Source organism: Psychrobacter nivimaris (assembly GCF_009812035.1).
Lineage (GTDB): Bacteria > Pseudomonadota > Gammaproteobacteria > Pseudomonadales > Moraxellaceae > Psychrobacter > Psychrobacter nivimaris.
In genome coordinates, this window is sequence record NZ_VZIZ01000009.1 from 87,035 (window position 1) to 101,168 (window position 14,134).

Below are 14,134 nucleotides of genomic sequence, written 5' to 3' on the forward strand. Positions count from 1 at the left end.
ATGTCATAACACCCCCAGTAGGTCCAAAATTTGTTAAACTAGCGGGTACATCCGCCTGATAAACGCTGTGTTATTCAGGGGTAGTTAAAGAATACCGGCGAGGAGTAGATGCATGGCCGAGCGTGCCGCCAAGCAGTTAGAACTGAACAAATCTGAATTACCCAATTCCATTACTGAAGTGATTGCCACATTGACCCGTGCTGGGTTTGATGCGTATATCGTCGGTGGTGGTGTGCGCGATACTTTATTAGGTCTGCGCCCAAAAGACTTTGATGCCGTCACCGATGCCAAGCCACATGAGATTAAAGATGTCTTTGGTAAGCGCTGCCGCATTATCGGTCGCCGCTTCCAGTTAGCGCATGTGTATTCAGGTCGCGAGTTGATTGAAGTTGCTACTTTCCGTGGTCCACCAACCAATGATGCTAATACCAATCAAGACGGTATGATTCTGCGCGACAATGTTTGGGGCGATATCCAGCAAGATTTCTCCCGTCGCGATTTCTCTATTAATGCGCTTTATTATCAACCGCTCAAAGGCATCGTCCATGATTTCTGCGGCGCGCTTGATGATATTGATAACAGAATCATTCGTCTATTGGGCAATGCGCCAGTACGTATCGAAGAAGATCCTGTGCGCTTGCTCCGTGCCTTACGTTTCAAAGCCAAGTTAGGTTTTGAGTTTGATGAAGCGTTGTCTGAGCAATTTAATGATGGGAATTGGGCGCTGCTTGAGCAAATATCACCGCATCGTCTCTATGATGAAACGCAAAAGATGTTTACTGGTGGCTATCTAGTACCTCTGTTACCGCTATTGTTTGAATCAGGTGCGATTGATAGTCTCATTATCTATCCACCATCTGAGCCAAGTGCTTTAGTCAATCAGGTAGCTATTAATACTGATAAGCGCATTGCAGCAGGCAAGAGTATCAACCCTGCGTTCTTCTATGCTGCCTTACTGTGGGAAAATTACCTACATCAATTGGCAAAAGCCAAGAAACGTAATATGCCGTTTGCCGAAGCGCAAATGCATGCTGCTGGTAAAGTCATTGACCGTCAGCGTATCAAAACCGCTATTCCGAAATTTGCTGAGCAATTCATTCGAGATATCTGGATATTGCAGCCAAAACTTGCAGCCCCGCGTAGCAAGCAAATCGTTCAGCTATCTGAGCATCCGCGTTTCCGTGCTGGCTTTGACTTTTTGTTATTGCGTGAGCAATGTGGCGATGCTGAGCATCCGCTATCAGAGTCAACCAACGATATGGGTGACTGGTGGCAGACGTATCAAACCTTGTCTGAACAAGAGCAACAGCAGGCGATTGATGAATTTGACGAAAATATTCGCCGAGGTGCTTATAAAAAAGGGCAACGTGGTCGCGGACGTAATCGTCAAGAATCAAAAACACAGACTACTGATAATGCAGCACCTAATCAGAACAGTACAAAGCAAAACAAAGCCGATGACCGTGCTGAAAAAGGTAGAAGTGATCAAACAATGGTAAATGATTCGTCAAATATTCCAGCTCGCCGCCGCCGCGCTGCCAGCCAACCTAAAGCTGGCCGCAACGACAGTAGCAGACACAATGTGCAGCAAGTAGAGCAAGACAATAACGAGCTTGCTCAGCTACAGCAGTTGTCTCTTGCTAATAACAAACAATCGGCAAGTCAACAGGTAAAGCCTAAGCCATTATTTGTTATCGAGCACGAGAATGTTGTGCCGCCATTGCAGAAGCAACTGTCAGCTGACGATACGTCGAAGCGCAGCAAAGCACCTGTACGAAAGCCAGCATCAACCGATCAAGATGCACCACAGCAAGCGGTTAAAGCCGAGCGCGTAAATAGTAGCACTCAGCTGTCTAATACCAGCCAGCCAGAAGCTCAAGCATCAGCTAGACCGGCTCGCTCGATCGCAAGATCACCTGCGTTAGTTAGTATGAATAACGAGCCGATCCCGCACAAGCGTCGCCGTCGTCAACCTACTGTAGATAGTGCGAGCAATATCGAAGTACAAGGCAATAGCGATGCGAAGGGCAGTAATGGCAAAGCACAGCCAGCAGCGAAGTATGCGAAAAAAGCGCCTAAACCTGCAGTTGAATCGACTGATAAAAGCGATACTAAAAGTGTAAAGGAAGTAGGTAGCAAGGCAGTAGATAGCAAAGACGCTACAAAAACCGCTGCACCTGCGAGAGCCAAGAAATCGGTAAAAGCAACTACTGCAAAGGCTGCTAAAGCGAAGCAAGATACGAATGATCAGATGCCTGCTGTGAAAGTCACTGATAACAAAGGCCCTGTACCATCGAAGCGCCGCCGCCGTCAGCCTAGTACTGAAAGCGCATAATATGGATAACAGTACAGATAATAGTAACTGGGTTACCTGTTATGTGGGCTTGGGTAGCAACCTCGCTAATGAGCTGGGTTCGCCAATCGATCATTTACAGCAGGCGCTTGCAATGATGCGAGCACATGAGCAGATACGTGAGGTAAGTGTCTCTTCTTTTTACGCTTCAGCACCGATGGGGCCACAAGATCAGCCAGATTTTGTTAATGCAGTGGCTGGTTTTGAGACAACGCTCACACCCTATGAGCTGCTTGCTTTTTGTCAGCAGTTAGAGAGCATGGCCAAGCGAGCACGTTTACGCCGTTGGGGTGAACGTAGTCTGGACGTTGATATTTTGCTATACGGTGAGATACAGATTACAGATCCAACACTGACGATACCGCACGCTGGCTTAAGTGAGCGCAACTTTGTTTTAATACCACTGCGAGAGTTGGCACCAAATTTAACCATCGCAGGTAAGTCGATAAGTGACTGTTCACAAAGTCGTGATTGGACAGGTTTAACATTACTATCAAGCGATTAATTATAAATAACTAATGCTAAGTAATAGGTGATTGGGATATTGGTCTAAGATTTCTCGATTATAGCTAGAATAGTACCAGTATTGATAATCAAAGGCATTGCAGATTAATTGAGGGTCATATGACAACATTATCTACTCTAAATAAGTTTAAAAAAGCCGGTACCAAGTTCACGTGCTTGACCTGTTATGACTCGATGTTTGCACGAATGATGGAAAAAGCCGAAATTGATACGATTTTAATTGGGGATAGCTTGGGCATGGTTGTACAAGGCCATGATTCAACACTACCTGTGACAGTCAATGATATGGCTTATCACACTGCCAATATTGCCCGTAGTAACAAACACGCGCTGATATTGGCTGATCTACCGTTTATGAGTTATGTGACACTGCCAGAAGCCGTTGCTAATAGCCGCACGCTGATGCAAGCAGGTGCGCATGTCATAAAAATCGAAGGTGGCAGTGAGCTGTGTGAATTGGTAACGACCTTGGCACAAGCAGGCACACCAACTTGTGTACATCTTGGTTTGACCCCACAGTCTGTGAACGTGTTTGGTGGCTATAAAATTCAAGGTCGCGGTGATGAAGCGGCTGATAAACTGCTTGCCGATGCCAAAGCAGTTGTCGCTGCAGGTGCTGCACTGCTAGTGCTAGAGTGTGTTCCAGCCGTGCTTGCAAAAGCAGTGACAGATGCGGTTGCCGTGCCAGTTATCGGTATTGGTGCTGGAGCTGATACTGATGGTCAGGTATTGGTTATGCACGATATGCTAGGTATGGCGCATGGCCGAGTGCCACGTTTTATCCATGATTTTTTAACAGATGATCGCAATAGTGCACACAGTATCGAAGGTGCTTTTGCGCTCTATCAGCAGTCAGTACGCGAAGGTAGCTTCCCGACTGAGCAGCACCAATTTAGCTGATTTTGAAGTTATTAAAGTTATTTACGCTATTGAACAACAGAACGTTTGAATAGAAGAAAAGTAATCATGTCTCCAATTATTTATCATGATATCTCGTCACTACGTGAAGCGCTGCAGCCTTATCGTGGTCAGCAAAATGACAAACAGGGCCGTCAGCAGCGCATTGCGTTAGTACCAACGATGGGTAATCTGCATGACGGTCATCTTGAGCTAGTAAAGATTGCCAAACAGCATGCAGATGTAGTGGTGGTCAGTATCTTCGTTAACCCCACTCAGTTTGGCGTTGGGGAAGATTTTGACAGCTATCCGCGTACACTAGATGCAGATGTGGCTAAGCTTGCGACAGTTGATGCAGATTATGTGTTTGCACCTAGCATTGATGCGATGTATCCAGTATTACCACCACCTACTGCTGTATTGTCTGGTGCTATTGCCAATCAGTTATGTGGTCAATCACGTCCTGGACACTTTGATGGTGTTGGTATTGTTGTCGCTAAACTGTTCAATATCGTACAACCAGATGTGGCAGTATTTGGACAAAAAGACTATCAGCAGCTTGCTATCATTAAGCAGTTGGTACGTGACTTGAGTTATCCTATTAATATCATTGGTGCGCCTATTGTTCGTGCTGATGATGGCTTAGCGCTATCATCGCGCAATCAATACTTAAGTGCAAATGAGCGACAAGTAGCTCCTGTATTACATCAAGCATTGCAAGAATTAGCGCAGAGTTTGAAAAGTACGGCTCTTAGTCAGCAAGCATTTGATAAGCTATTAGTAGATACGCGGACACGTATTAGTGACGCAGGCTTTGTTATTGATTATTTGGAAATAAAGACTGATGAGTTAGGTTCTATTATGAGCGACTCTACAACCTTTAATATAGAAAACAAAAACATCGTTATTTTAGTCGCAGCATGGCTAGGACGAGCACGCTTATTAGACAATCAGTTGGTAGTGGTAAATTAGCTTTTATGACGTAGCAGTAGACTAGATATAATAGACTTGGATGAGTAGATCATGGGTGTAAGTCAGGATCAAAATAGTAATGCAGCAGCAACGATAGCGGATCAAACGTCTACGAATAAGCTCAGTATATTGGTGGTCTCAGGGCGTTCAGGATCTGGTAAAACCTCAGTATTGAATATCTTAGAAGATCTAGGCTATTACTCTATTGATAATCTGCCGCTGTCTTTATTACCTAATGCTGCTCATAAACTGGTCAATGAAAGCGGCATTTATCGTATTGCGCTGGGTGTCGATATTCGAACGCCACGTGCTGATTTATCTAACTTTGCAGTAACGTATGCTTCTCTCAAGGAAACTTATGGATCTCATGCGGTACAAATTTTATATGTGACTGCACAAGAGAGTACGCTGATAGCCCGTTTCAACGCGACGCGCCGTGTACATCCTTTGATGTCACAAGATATCGATAGTGATAACGCTAAGCATATAGCCTTTAATTTACCTGCTGCTATCAAAAAAGAAGTTGAGCTATTAGAGCCAATTGCTGGTCATGCTGATATTAGGATTGATACCAGTAGCCTAAATATTCATCAATTAAAAGACAGCTTGCGTGAACATATAGGCATGGACAATCAGATTGTCATCAATCTACTGTCTTTCGGTTTTAAATACGGTAGTCCTATCGATGCTGACTTTGTATTCGATGTTAGAATTTTACCGAATCCACATTGGAACCCTGAGTTACGTGACTCGACAGGATTGGATACCGAAGTAGGCGCATTCTTCTCAGATTATCCAGAAGTAGCAGAAATGATGAATGACATTGATAAGTTTTTAACTCGTTGGCTACCAGAGTTTTTGCACAATAATCGTCATACGGTCACAGTTGCCATAGGCTGTACGGGCGGAAAACACCGCTCTGTTTTTATCACTGATCATCTACAACGCCGCCTTGCTGACGCTATGCCTAAAGGTGTGAAGGTATTGGCAAAACACCGCGAAAAAAGTCGTTGGTAGTGATGTCAGATACTATTTAATTTATTAATTATTATTTTGGAAAGCTTTTATGATTGACTGGAAAGAACAGGATATGCGCGTCTCGCGCACAGAACTCAAAAAAGCCCATGAGCGCTTACAGCAGTTATCTATACCGCTTGCTAGCTTATCGAAAAAACAGCTAAAAGCCTTACCTGCCAGTGATTATTTTATGGCGGAGCTAATGGCACTTGCTGATATTACCAGTGCCAATGCCCGCAATCGTCAGACCAAACGTGTTGGCAAGCTGATGATTGAAGAGAATCGCCATGAGCTGATAAAGGCGTTATTTGATGCCTTCTTTCCTAAAGAGCAAGTCTCAAAAATAGAGAGCTGGTACGAGCGTCTAAATATCAATGATGAAGGTACGCTCAAGCAGTTTGTGAAGCAATATAAAGCTTCTGAGCACCACAGTATGTATCAGTTGCTGTTGTGGATAGAATATGCCAAACATATGCAAGACGATGAGTTGCTGGCAGAATCTAAAGCAGATTTAGCGAGTTATATTCGTGAAGTGGCTATTTTGTCGCAGCTGAAAAAATAATACCTACACCAAGCTAGAAGGTTATTAATTGAAAGATTATTAGTTGACAGGTTAGTAGTTAAAAAATGAATAGCTAAAATGTTAAGATGCAAAAAAGCCAATCAATTTATGATTGGCTTTTTTGTGCATGACGTACGGATGTACTGTGCGTTATGTCTATTATTCAAGTATTTATTGCTTGAGTTATTTCTTTTCAGCACGGGCTTTGTCGACCAAGTAGTCGACGACTTTAGGTACTTTAGCACTCTCACCAGTGACTACATATTTGCCTTGCACCACCACAGCTGGTACGCCAGAAAGCTGATAACGTTTAGCGCCTTCTTGTGAGCGACCAATTTTTGTACCAACAGCGAATGAGTTATATAGGCTGTTAAATTTCTTTTCATTCACGCCTTTTGACGCGTACCATTTGCTCAATGATGATTGATCAAACAGTTTTTTACCATCTTTGTGGATAGCATCAAATAATGCAGAATGAGTTTTGTCTTCGAACCCTAAAAGCTGAGCCGCATAAAAACCGCGTGCATTGGCTTCCCAAACAGGGTTAAGTGCCGCTGGTGTTTTGAAGAATGCAACATCTTTGTCTTTAGTCTTTGCCCATTTTTCCATATGCGGATCAAGCACATTACAATGTGGGCAACCATACCAAAAGAATTCACGAACAATGATAGCATCACCGCTGATTTTCTCTGGGTTGTCTAGCACACGGTAATCTTTTCCAGCGACATAGTCTGCAGCTTGTGCGCCCATAGAGGCAAGTCCAATGGCCATGGCTAGACCAGTCAGTGTGATGACACGTTTCATACTTTATCCTTGAGGTGTGGAGACTTAGAATGGGTTAAGAGGTTGGTGTCTATATGGTTGTTAAACATGTGACACTCTAAAATATATAGCTTTTAAAGCGTCTAAACCAGACAGTGTCGAGTATAATCGAACAATAACAAAGTATCGACTATGATAACGTAAAATATATGTACTTGTGAATCGCATTCTTAACCGATAGTTGTAAAGCGGTTAGCTATTATTTAAGGTATATTGCTTGTTACTTTTTGAATCTACTGTTTCTCAAGTGTCTGCTTTATTTCTATATGGAACTTAAGAGATTCAAAAGTATCAGAATGCGATATTGTCACAAGGATACGTATCTTTTCTATATCAAGATACTGCCCAAAAAACAGGGTAAAGTTTAAGCCTATTCACAATCGCTGACGATGTGCTTACGACAAAACTGCTACTCTCATGCTAATATTAAGCACATAATCATGCACTGTAAACGATAATAACGATAGTGACAATCAAGGAACATACCATGAGCTCTGCTTTAAATTCTTCATCAACTTCAAATGATCAAAATAATAATAGCGCTTTCAATAGTACAGAGTCTACCACCATCAACGTAGATCCTAGCGAAGTCGAAAAATTTAATAACTTGGCGAGTGAGTGGTGGAGCAACACAGGGGCGTTTGCAACGCTACACGAGATCAATCCATTACGTTTAAACTGGATAGAAGAAAACGTCAAACGTGGCTATCAAAACGATGCTAATAAAACCACTGAGCAAGGACTTTCTGGCAAAAAAGTACTCGACGTAGGGTGCGGCGGCGGAATATTGTCAGAATCTATGGCACGCCGCGGTGCTGATGTGACAGGAATTGATTTAGGTACAGAAAACCTAAAAGCTGCTGCGTTACATGCAGAGCAAAGCCAGTTAGAGAATACGCTTCGCTATCAGCATATACCTGTTGAAGAGTTAGCAAAAACACATGCTGGTCAGTTTGATGTAGTGACTTGTATGGAGATGCTAGAGCACGTGCCAGATCCTAGCTCGATCGTGCAGGCTTGTTATGAGTTGTTAGCTCCTGGCGGTGTCTGTGTACTATCAACGATTAATCGCAATCCTAAGTCTTATCTGTTTGCCATCGTTGGTGCAGAGTATGTACTGCGGTTGCTTGATCGCGGCACCCATGACTATGCCAAATTTGTTACGCCAGCAGAATTAGACAAAATGGCACTCAATACTGGATTTGTTCGTCAGGATATTATCGGTTTGCATTATAATCCGCTGACCAAACGCTACTGGCTTGCCCAAAACGTCGATGTTAATTATATGATAGCCGTACAAAAGCCATTGGTTTAATGCTGCACGCAGCCATTTATTTGCCATACTTTCACTAAACACGTCATCAATCTCAAGAGCATTCACTATGACCCAATTTGTAAAAGCTGTTTTATTTGACCTTGATGGGACATTAATCGATACTGCTGCTGATTTTGTTCGTATCATTGGTAAAATGAGTCTCGAAAATGACTGGCAGGCACCGCCTGAAGCGGAAATCCGCGAGCAAGTCTCTGCGGGTGCCTCGGCCATGGTGCAATTGATGCTAAGACATAACAATCAACTCGAAGTCAGCGAAGAAGCGTTGCTTGAGTTTCGTCAGCAGTTCTTAGATGATTATGAAGCAGATATCTGTGTCGATAGCTGCGTGTTTCAGGCGCTTGAAGCGGTACTGACTGAACTTGAAGCAAAGGGCGTGCCTTGGGGTATCGTTACCAACAAGCCACGTTATTTAGCCGAAAAGCTATTAAGTGAGATGCAACTGGATCAACGCTGTGCGGTTTTGGTCTGTCCAGATGACGTATCACGTACCAAACCAGACCCAGAGCCAATGTACATGGCGCTAGAAAAACTCGGTATTCCGCGAGGGGCTGCAGGCTGCGTACTTTATGTCGGTGACCATGTACGTGATATTGAAGCTGGCAACGCTGCTGGCATGCCAACGATTTTGGCCGCTTATGGATATATTCCACCTGAAGATCAAAAGTCTTTGAAAAAATGGGGCGCCGACTATATTACGGATACGCCTGAGCAGCTAAATAAATTGCTGCTATCGTCTGGTAAGTTTGAGTATTTATAGACTGCTATATATCACCAGATTTACAACCATAAGCACATATCCTCAACGATTTAATGATAAGTAGTGAGTAATGCCATGAGTGACAATAATAATCAACCAGTCGATCCACAAGACAATAAAAAAACGGTTCAAAGTCCTATTCAGCCTTTGACTCATGATGATATTCGTAGCTTTGTACCGTCAAGTAACTGCTTAGATGGTAAGACTATTTTGGTGACTGGTGCGGGGGATGGTATTGGCCGTGTTGCCGCATTGACCTATGCGCGTTATGGCGCCACTGTCTTATTGTTAGGACGCACTAGTAGCAAGCTTGAATACGTCTACGATGAGATTGAAAGCCTTGGAGGTAAGCAGCCTGCTATGTTGCCGATGAATCTAGAAGGGGCAACTTACGCCGAAATGCAGCAGCTCGAAGGGCTAATCAATAAAGAAGTCGGCCAGTTAGATGGTATCTTACATAATGCTGGTGTATTAGGACAACTGACGCCGCTTGAGATGTATGACGTCGATACTTTTGCCCAAGTGATGAAAGTAAATTTCACAGCGACTTTTATGCTGACTCAAGCGCTATTGCCACTATTAAAAGATGCTGATCATGGTTCTGTTGTTTTCACCTCTAGCACTGTAGGTACACATCCTCGCGCATTTTGGGGAGCTTATGCACTCTCCAAACAAGCAGTAGAAGGTATGAGTGATATCTTTACTCAAGAGACGCAAAACACGACCAACTTGCGATTTAATTGTATCAATCCGGGTGGTATCCGCACCAACATGCGTGCTCATGCTTATCCAGGAGAAAATCCCATGAGTTTAAAAACGCCGGAAGACATCATGTCAGCCTACGTCTGCTTGATGAGTAACGAAAGTATTGGTGTACGCGGGCAAGTGGTTGAGCTACAGCCAAAAGATTAAGAGGTGTTACTTAAACTTGCATGAATACAAAGCGTAAAAGTAATTTGGGTAGCTATAGTTGATACTAAATGAAATAGATGCGTCGTACTAGGATGCGAAACTGGTATAAATTTTCTTTAGTTGCTTGATGTGCTAATAGAAGCTACAAAAAATATATACCAACAGCAAGATATCTGTTTTATAGTAAATACGACTCTGTTTTTTGTCAAAACTACCAATGATTTTTACTTAGGATAATACTTATGAATAAGTCCATTGCTGCTGCATGTGTGCTGCTAAGTTGTACTTCAGCTTTTGCGCAAACCACGCTTTTTGATCCTTCCATCGAGCACAATCCTCAGGATGGTGTCATAAAGCTGTATGGAGCAGGTGGCCCACATACCGCTTTAAGAAAAGTGGCAGATGTCTGGGAAAAGCAAGGTGGTACCAAGGTAGAATTAATAGCAGGACCTGAAGACAAATGGTCGGCTGACGCTCAAGCTGATGCCGATGCTCTGTGGGGAACTTCTGAGCAATCAATGACTGCATTTCTTGAGACATACGAAACTTTTGATCATGAAAAAGTTGAACCCATTTATATCCGACCAGCAATCATAGCTGTACAAAAAGGAAATCCTAAAAATATACGTAGCTTTGATGATTTATTAGCTAAGGGGATTAAAATAGTTGTGACCGAAGGTAAAGGAACATATAACACTTCGGGTACTGGAGTTTGGGAGGATCTCGCAGGACGCAAAGGAAGCTTAAACGATATTGCTCGTTTTCGAGATAATATAGTAGCGTATTCTTTAGGATCTGGAGCCAGTTTTAAAGCATTTAAAGATGAAAAAGCAGATGCTTGGATAACTTGGCCGAATTGGCCGCTTAATAATTCCAAAGATATGGACATGGTTAGTATAGATAAGGATCGAGCTATCTGGCGTGATTTAAACATCGTTGTATCACCAAAAGCTGATCCTCAAACAAAAGATTTTCTTAACTTTTTAATCACTAAAAAAGGACAAAAAATCATGAAAACAGAAGGGTGGCAACGCTGAGTAGAAGGTTTTAGGCATACACTCTTAAAAAGTAAATACCCTAAATATAATTCTCACTAATCGTTCAAACACATTTGTTATTTGCATATTGTAATTAGCAATAACCACCCCATCTATTTGTTATTAAAGAATTTATCTATAAAGCAATGATCATTAAAAAATAAATAGGATGGGATTATGGCAGGTGGTTGGTCAAGAGATGGTGCTGAGCACGAACAAATGGATGCAACGGTAAATGATGCATTGGAGCGAGCGCGACGTTCGTTACCGACAGGTGTAAGTGCTGAGCTGTGTGACGAATGTGGTAAGCCTATTCCAGAGGCAAGGCGACTGGCAGTGCCCGGGATTCAGCACTGCGTTAGCTGTCAGACGGAGCTTGAACAAGAAGCAAAAGCAGCCGAGCTATTTAATCGTCGTGGTAGTAAAGACAGTCAATTGCGTTAAAAAATAGTTAGGGCGTGTCCTCAATTCAATCGATAGTCATCTAAATGGGTTAAAAATGGCTAAATCTTGCCAAACGGCGTCAAATAGCTGACTAATATCTCGATATTATCTGCGCTATTTTCCTTGTTTGACTGCGATTTATCTCATGTTTATCACCATTTTTAAAATGAGGACACGCCCTAGTTGCGTTGAAAAATGAAAGGGCGGACATGGCTAGATAAAATAGCAATGCCTGCCCTTTTTATGCTTATTGCTATATAACCAGTGCCATCAGTTCGCGATCGCACTCTTCCCAATCTATCAAGGCCGATGACGCTTTGGCATCATTCTCAGTTTCTGATTTTTCTGTAGCTTTGTCGACAGCATTTGTATCGACAGTATTGCCTAATTGCAAAATAATTTCCAATCGACTATCAGTCTGTGGGTCAATAGTTCTGGTGGTTAGACTACCAGGGTTAAAATTGATCTTCATCCATCCATCAGAAGTATGTACCACGCCTTTAATGCGTTGCCAGTTTGGCAATGCTAACAACCAATTCTGTAAATCATCAGCGTTTAATATGTAGTGAGCGGGTAGTCGCCATCCTGCCAATTGAAAGTCTTGCTGCTCTTCATGGTAGCGATAGGGCAGATCACTATCAGCACTGGACTGAGCTGCGCCATCATCGGTAGATGAACTCGATGATGGCGCAGCTGCTAAAGAATTGGCTTGAGACTGTACACCAATCATCGATTTTTGAGGATGAGCAATACTGATTTTTCGTTGATTCGAAATGATAGAGCTGGGCTTATTCAGTTGGTCGTTTAAAGTAGACGAGTATGCATCTGCTACAAGTTTATTTGCTACAAACTTATCTGATGAATGGACATCTGATGAAGCTGTTGTCTCAGATGCCATTAGTCCTGATGCTGCCCAAATAATTTTTACTTGTGAATTTAGCTTGGTTATCCATTCTACCAAGGCTTGTTTTTCGTTAGTATCTAATTGGACATAACGATTGATTATCAGCACATCGGCATCATGGACATGCGCTTGAAAACCATCATGATCACGATACCTAATCTGTTGCCACTGCTCGCCACTTAGCACGGTTATCACCGCATTCATTTTTAGGGCGGTTTGCCAGTGCGGCGCGCTGAGTTGTAGTATCAGCTCACGTGGATGTGCCAATCCTGTGGGCTCGATTAACAATCGCTGTGGATGATGCTCACTGAGCAGACGACTGATTGCAATCTGTAAGGGCAGCTGACTGGTGCAGCAAATACAGCCACCACTGACTTCACGAATGGCGATATTCTTTTGCTCAAGATCGTTATCTTGGGAGCTTGCAAGGAGTGCGCCATCAATACCGATACGGCCAAACTCATTGATTAAGAGAGCCCAGCGCTCGTCATCAGATTTTGTGGCCAGTAACTGATTAATTACGGTGGTTTTGCCAGCACCTAAAAACCCTGTCACTAATGTGCAGGGTATGTTTTGAAAAATAATTGGGTTTTTCACAAATAGGCTCATCATATTGGCACATGTTTGTGAGTAAACAAACACGGCCTATATTAAAAGAAATTAGATCAGTCAAAAGTTATTCACTCTTGATGGTTTCTACCTCAGCTTCATCAGGAACGAACACATAACCAACGCCCCAGACGGTCTGGATATAACGCGCTTGTGAAGGGTTGTCTTCAATCAGACGACGCAAACGTGATACTTGGACGTCGATAGAACGCTCCATCGCACCCCATTCACGACCACGGGCAAGGTTCATCAATTTATCGCGGGTCAATGGCTCACGTGGATGCTGTACGAGCGCTTTTAGCACTGAAAACTCACCTGTCGTCAAAGTGACTACGTTACCATCGCGTTTGAGCGTACGAGTCGATAGATCTAGTGTCCATGGACCAAACTCGACCACTTCCATTTGATGACTTGGTGCACCTGGCAACTCACGGTTTTGACGACGTAATACAGCTTTGATACGAGCCAACAGCTCTTTTGGGTTAAAAGGCTTAGGCAGATAATCATCTGCACCCGCTTCTAGACCTGCGATACGGTCAGCATCGCCACCTTTGGCAGTCAGCATAATGATAGGAATATCTGCATTGTCTTCACGTAGACGCTTACAGATGCTGATGCCATCTTCGCCTGGTAGCATTAAATCTAATACCACTAGTGAGAAAAGCTCACGTTGCATGAGTTTGTCCATCTGACTGCCATCATGAGCGGTACGAACGACAAAACCGTCGTCTTCTAGGAAGCGTTGCAACAAAGAGCGCAGACGAGCGTCATCATCGACGACTAAAATACGCTGAGTCAACGTGTCAGGGCTGTTGTTATCAGTCATACAGGCATCCTTTTATAAAAATTATTGTTATCAGAAACTACAAGTAAATAGCTATGAGCAAAAACACTGCCATTAATTATCATTATTTAATTATTGGTTAAGAATAAGCACTTCATAAAATTAAAAACTATTGTTCAATATGTCAGCACATATCAATATTT

The 14,134-nt window shown here is 43.0% G+C and carries 14 protein-coding genes; 11 read left to right on the forward strand and 3 right to left on the reverse strand.

Going from position 1 to position 14,134, the window contains the following annotated elements; all coding sequences use genetic code 11:
• The first annotated feature begins 112 nt into the window (after positions 1-112).
• The 6 genes from pcnB to yjgA all read left to right on the forward strand — a co-directional run bounded on the left by pcnB (position 113) and on the right by yjgA (position 6,326).
• Complete coding sequence (gene pcnB, locus FQV37_RS04280; protein ID WP_160021435.1) at positions 113-2,335, forward strand: polynucleotide adenylyltransferase PcnB; 2,223 nt, start codon at positions 113-115, stop codon at positions 2,333-2,335.
• A 1-nt stretch (position 2,336) separates the two neighbouring features.
• A complete protein-coding gene (gene folK, locus FQV37_RS04285) occupies positions 2,337-2,858 on the forward strand; it encodes a 2-amino-4-hydroxy-6-hydroxymethyldihydropteridine diphosphokinase (protein ID WP_160021436.1) in 522 nt (173 codons plus the stop codon).
• Positions 2,859-2,977: 119 nt separating this feature from the next.
• Positions 2,978-3,778, forward strand: coding sequence for a 3-methyl-2-oxobutanoate hydroxymethyltransferase (gene panB, locus FQV37_RS04290; protein ID WP_160021437.1), 801 nt, complete (start codon positions 2,978-2,980; stop codon positions 3,776-3,778).
• Between the two features lie 66 nt (positions 3,779-3,844).
• Positions 3,845-4,747 carry a pantoate--beta-alanine ligase gene (gene panC / locus FQV37_RS04295; protein WP_160021438.1) on the forward strand — a complete coding sequence of 301 codons (903 nt, stop codon included), beginning with the start codon at positions 3,845-3,847 and terminating at the stop codon, positions 4,745-4,747.
• Between the two features lie 51 nt (positions 4,748-4,798).
• Positions 4,799-5,764 carry an RNase adapter RapZ gene (rapZ, locus tag FQV37_RS04300; RefSeq protein ID WP_160021439.1) on the forward strand — a complete coding sequence of 322 codons (966 nt, stop codon included), beginning with the start codon at positions 4,799-4,801 and terminating at the stop codon, positions 5,762-5,764.
• A 49-nt stretch (positions 5,765-5,813) separates the two neighbouring features.
• A complete protein-coding gene (gene yjgA / locus FQV37_RS04305; protein ID WP_057757930.1) occupies positions 5,814-6,326 on the forward strand; it encodes a ribosome biogenesis factor YjgA in 513 nt (170 codons plus the stop codon).
• Between the two features lie 183 nt (positions 6,327-6,509).
• On the opposite strand, the gene FQV37_RS04310 is transcribed toward yjgA, so the two are convergent.
• Entirely contained in the window at positions 6,510-7,130 is a 621-nt protein-coding gene (locus FQV37_RS04310; RefSeq protein WP_102093345.1) for a thiol:disulfide interchange protein DsbA/DsbL, read from the reverse strand.
• A 505-nt stretch (positions 7,131-7,635) separates the two neighbouring features.
• On the opposite strand from FQV37_RS04310, the gene ubiG reads away from it, so the two are divergent.
• The 5 genes from ubiG to FQV37_RS04335 all read left to right on the forward strand — a co-directional run bounded on the left by ubiG (position 7,636) and on the right by FQV37_RS04335 (position 11,634).
• On the forward strand, positions 7,636-8,463 hold the full coding sequence (gene ubiG, locus FQV37_RS04315; protein ID WP_160021440.1) for a bifunctional 2-polyprenyl-6-hydroxyphenol methylase/3-demethylubiquinol 3-O-methyltransferase UbiG: 828 nt from the start codon (positions 7,636-7,638) through the stop codon (positions 8,461-8,463).
• 67 nt (positions 8,464-8,530) lie between these two features.
• Positions 8,531-9,241 carry an HAD family hydrolase gene (locus tag FQV37_RS04320; RefSeq protein WP_102093348.1) on the forward strand — a complete coding sequence of 237 codons (711 nt, stop codon included), beginning with the start codon at positions 8,531-8,533 and terminating at the stop codon, positions 9,239-9,241.
• A 75-nt stretch (positions 9,242-9,316) separates the two neighbouring features.
• The gene (locus FQV37_RS04325) at positions 9,317-10,153 is read left to right on the forward strand and encodes a YciK family oxidoreductase (RefSeq protein ID WP_227526659.1); all 837 of its coding nucleotides are present in this window, start codon (positions 9,317-9,319) and stop codon (positions 10,151-10,153) included.
• 242 nt (positions 10,154-10,395) lie between these two features.
• Positions 10,396-11,190, forward strand: a complete 795-nt coding sequence (locus tag FQV37_RS04330) for a substrate-binding domain-containing protein (protein WP_025651116.1) — start codon at positions 10,396-10,398, stop codon at positions 11,188-11,190.
• A gap of 177 nt (positions 11,191-11,367) precedes the next feature.
• Positions 11,368-11,634: a DksA/TraR family C4-type zinc finger protein gene (locus tag FQV37_RS04335; RefSeq protein ID WP_101204603.1), complete on the forward strand. Its 267-nt coding sequence runs from the start codon at positions 11,368-11,370 to the stop codon at positions 11,632-11,634.
• Between the two features lie 253 nt (positions 11,635-11,887).
• Here FQV37_RS04335 and FQV37_RS04340 read toward each other — a convergent pair whose 3' ends face one another.
• Together FQV37_RS04340 and ompR are read right to left on the reverse strand one after the other, a co-directional pair.
• On the reverse strand, positions 11,888-13,135 hold the full coding sequence (locus FQV37_RS04340; RefSeq protein ID WP_240990939.1) for a CobW family GTP-binding protein: 1,248 nt from the start codon (positions 13,133-13,135) through the stop codon (positions 11,888-11,890).
• A 79-nt stretch (positions 13,136-13,214) separates the two neighbouring features.
• On the reverse strand, positions 13,215-13,973 hold the full coding sequence (ompR, locus tag FQV37_RS04345) for an osmolarity response regulator transcription factor OmpR (protein WP_057757943.1): 759 nt from the start codon (positions 13,971-13,973) through the stop codon (positions 13,215-13,217).
• Positions 13,974-14,134 lie beyond the last annotated feature (161 nt).

Bases quoted from the DNA above. Each gene is read 5' to 3' on its own strand.
- FQV37_RS04320 (WP_102093348.1), top strand. From the start codon at position 8,531: ATGACCCAATTTGTAAAAGCTGTTTTATTTGACCTTGATGGGACATTA.
- FQV37_RS04335 (WP_101204603.1), top strand. From the start codon at position 11,368: ATGGCAGGTGGTTGGTCAAGAGATGGTGCTGAGCACGAACAAATGGAT.
- FQV37_RS04325 (WP_227526659.1), top strand. From the start codon at position 9,317: ATGAGTGACAATAATAATCAACCAGTCGATCCACAAGACAATAAAAAA.
- yjgA (WP_057757930.1), top strand. From the start codon at position 5,814: ATGATTGACTGGAAAGAACAGGATATGCGCGTCTCGCGCACAGAACTC.
- panC (WP_160021438.1), top strand. From the start codon at position 3,845: ATGTCTCCAATTATTTATCATGATATCTCGTCACTACGTGAAGCGCTG.
- panB (WP_160021437.1), top strand. From the start codon at position 2,978: ATGACAACATTATCTACTCTAAATAAGTTTAAAAAAGCCGGTACCAAG.
- pcnB (WP_160021435.1), top strand. From the start codon at position 113: ATGGCCGAGCGTGCCGCCAAGCAGTTAGAACTGAACAAATCTGAATTA.
- FQV37_RS04310 (WP_102093345.1), bottom strand. From the start codon at position 7,130: ATGAAACGTGTCATCACACTGACTGGTCTAGCCATGGCCATTGGACTT.
- folK (WP_160021436.1), top strand. From the start codon at position 2,337: ATGGATAACAGTACAGATAATAGTAACTGGGTTACCTGTTATGTGGGC.
- ubiG (WP_160021440.1), top strand. From the start codon at position 7,636: ATGAGCTCTGCTTTAAATTCTTCATCAACTTCAAATGATCAAAATAAT.
- FQV37_RS04330 (WP_025651116.1), top strand. From the start codon at position 10,396: ATGAATAAGTCCATTGCTGCTGCATGTGTGCTGCTAAGTTGTACTTCA.
- ompR (WP_057757943.1), bottom strand. From the start codon at position 13,973: ATGACTGATAACAACAGCCCTGACACGTTGACTCAGCGTATTTTAGTC.
- rapZ (WP_160021439.1), top strand. From the start codon at position 4,799: ATGGGTGTAAGTCAGGATCAAAATAGTAATGCAGCAGCAACGATAGCG.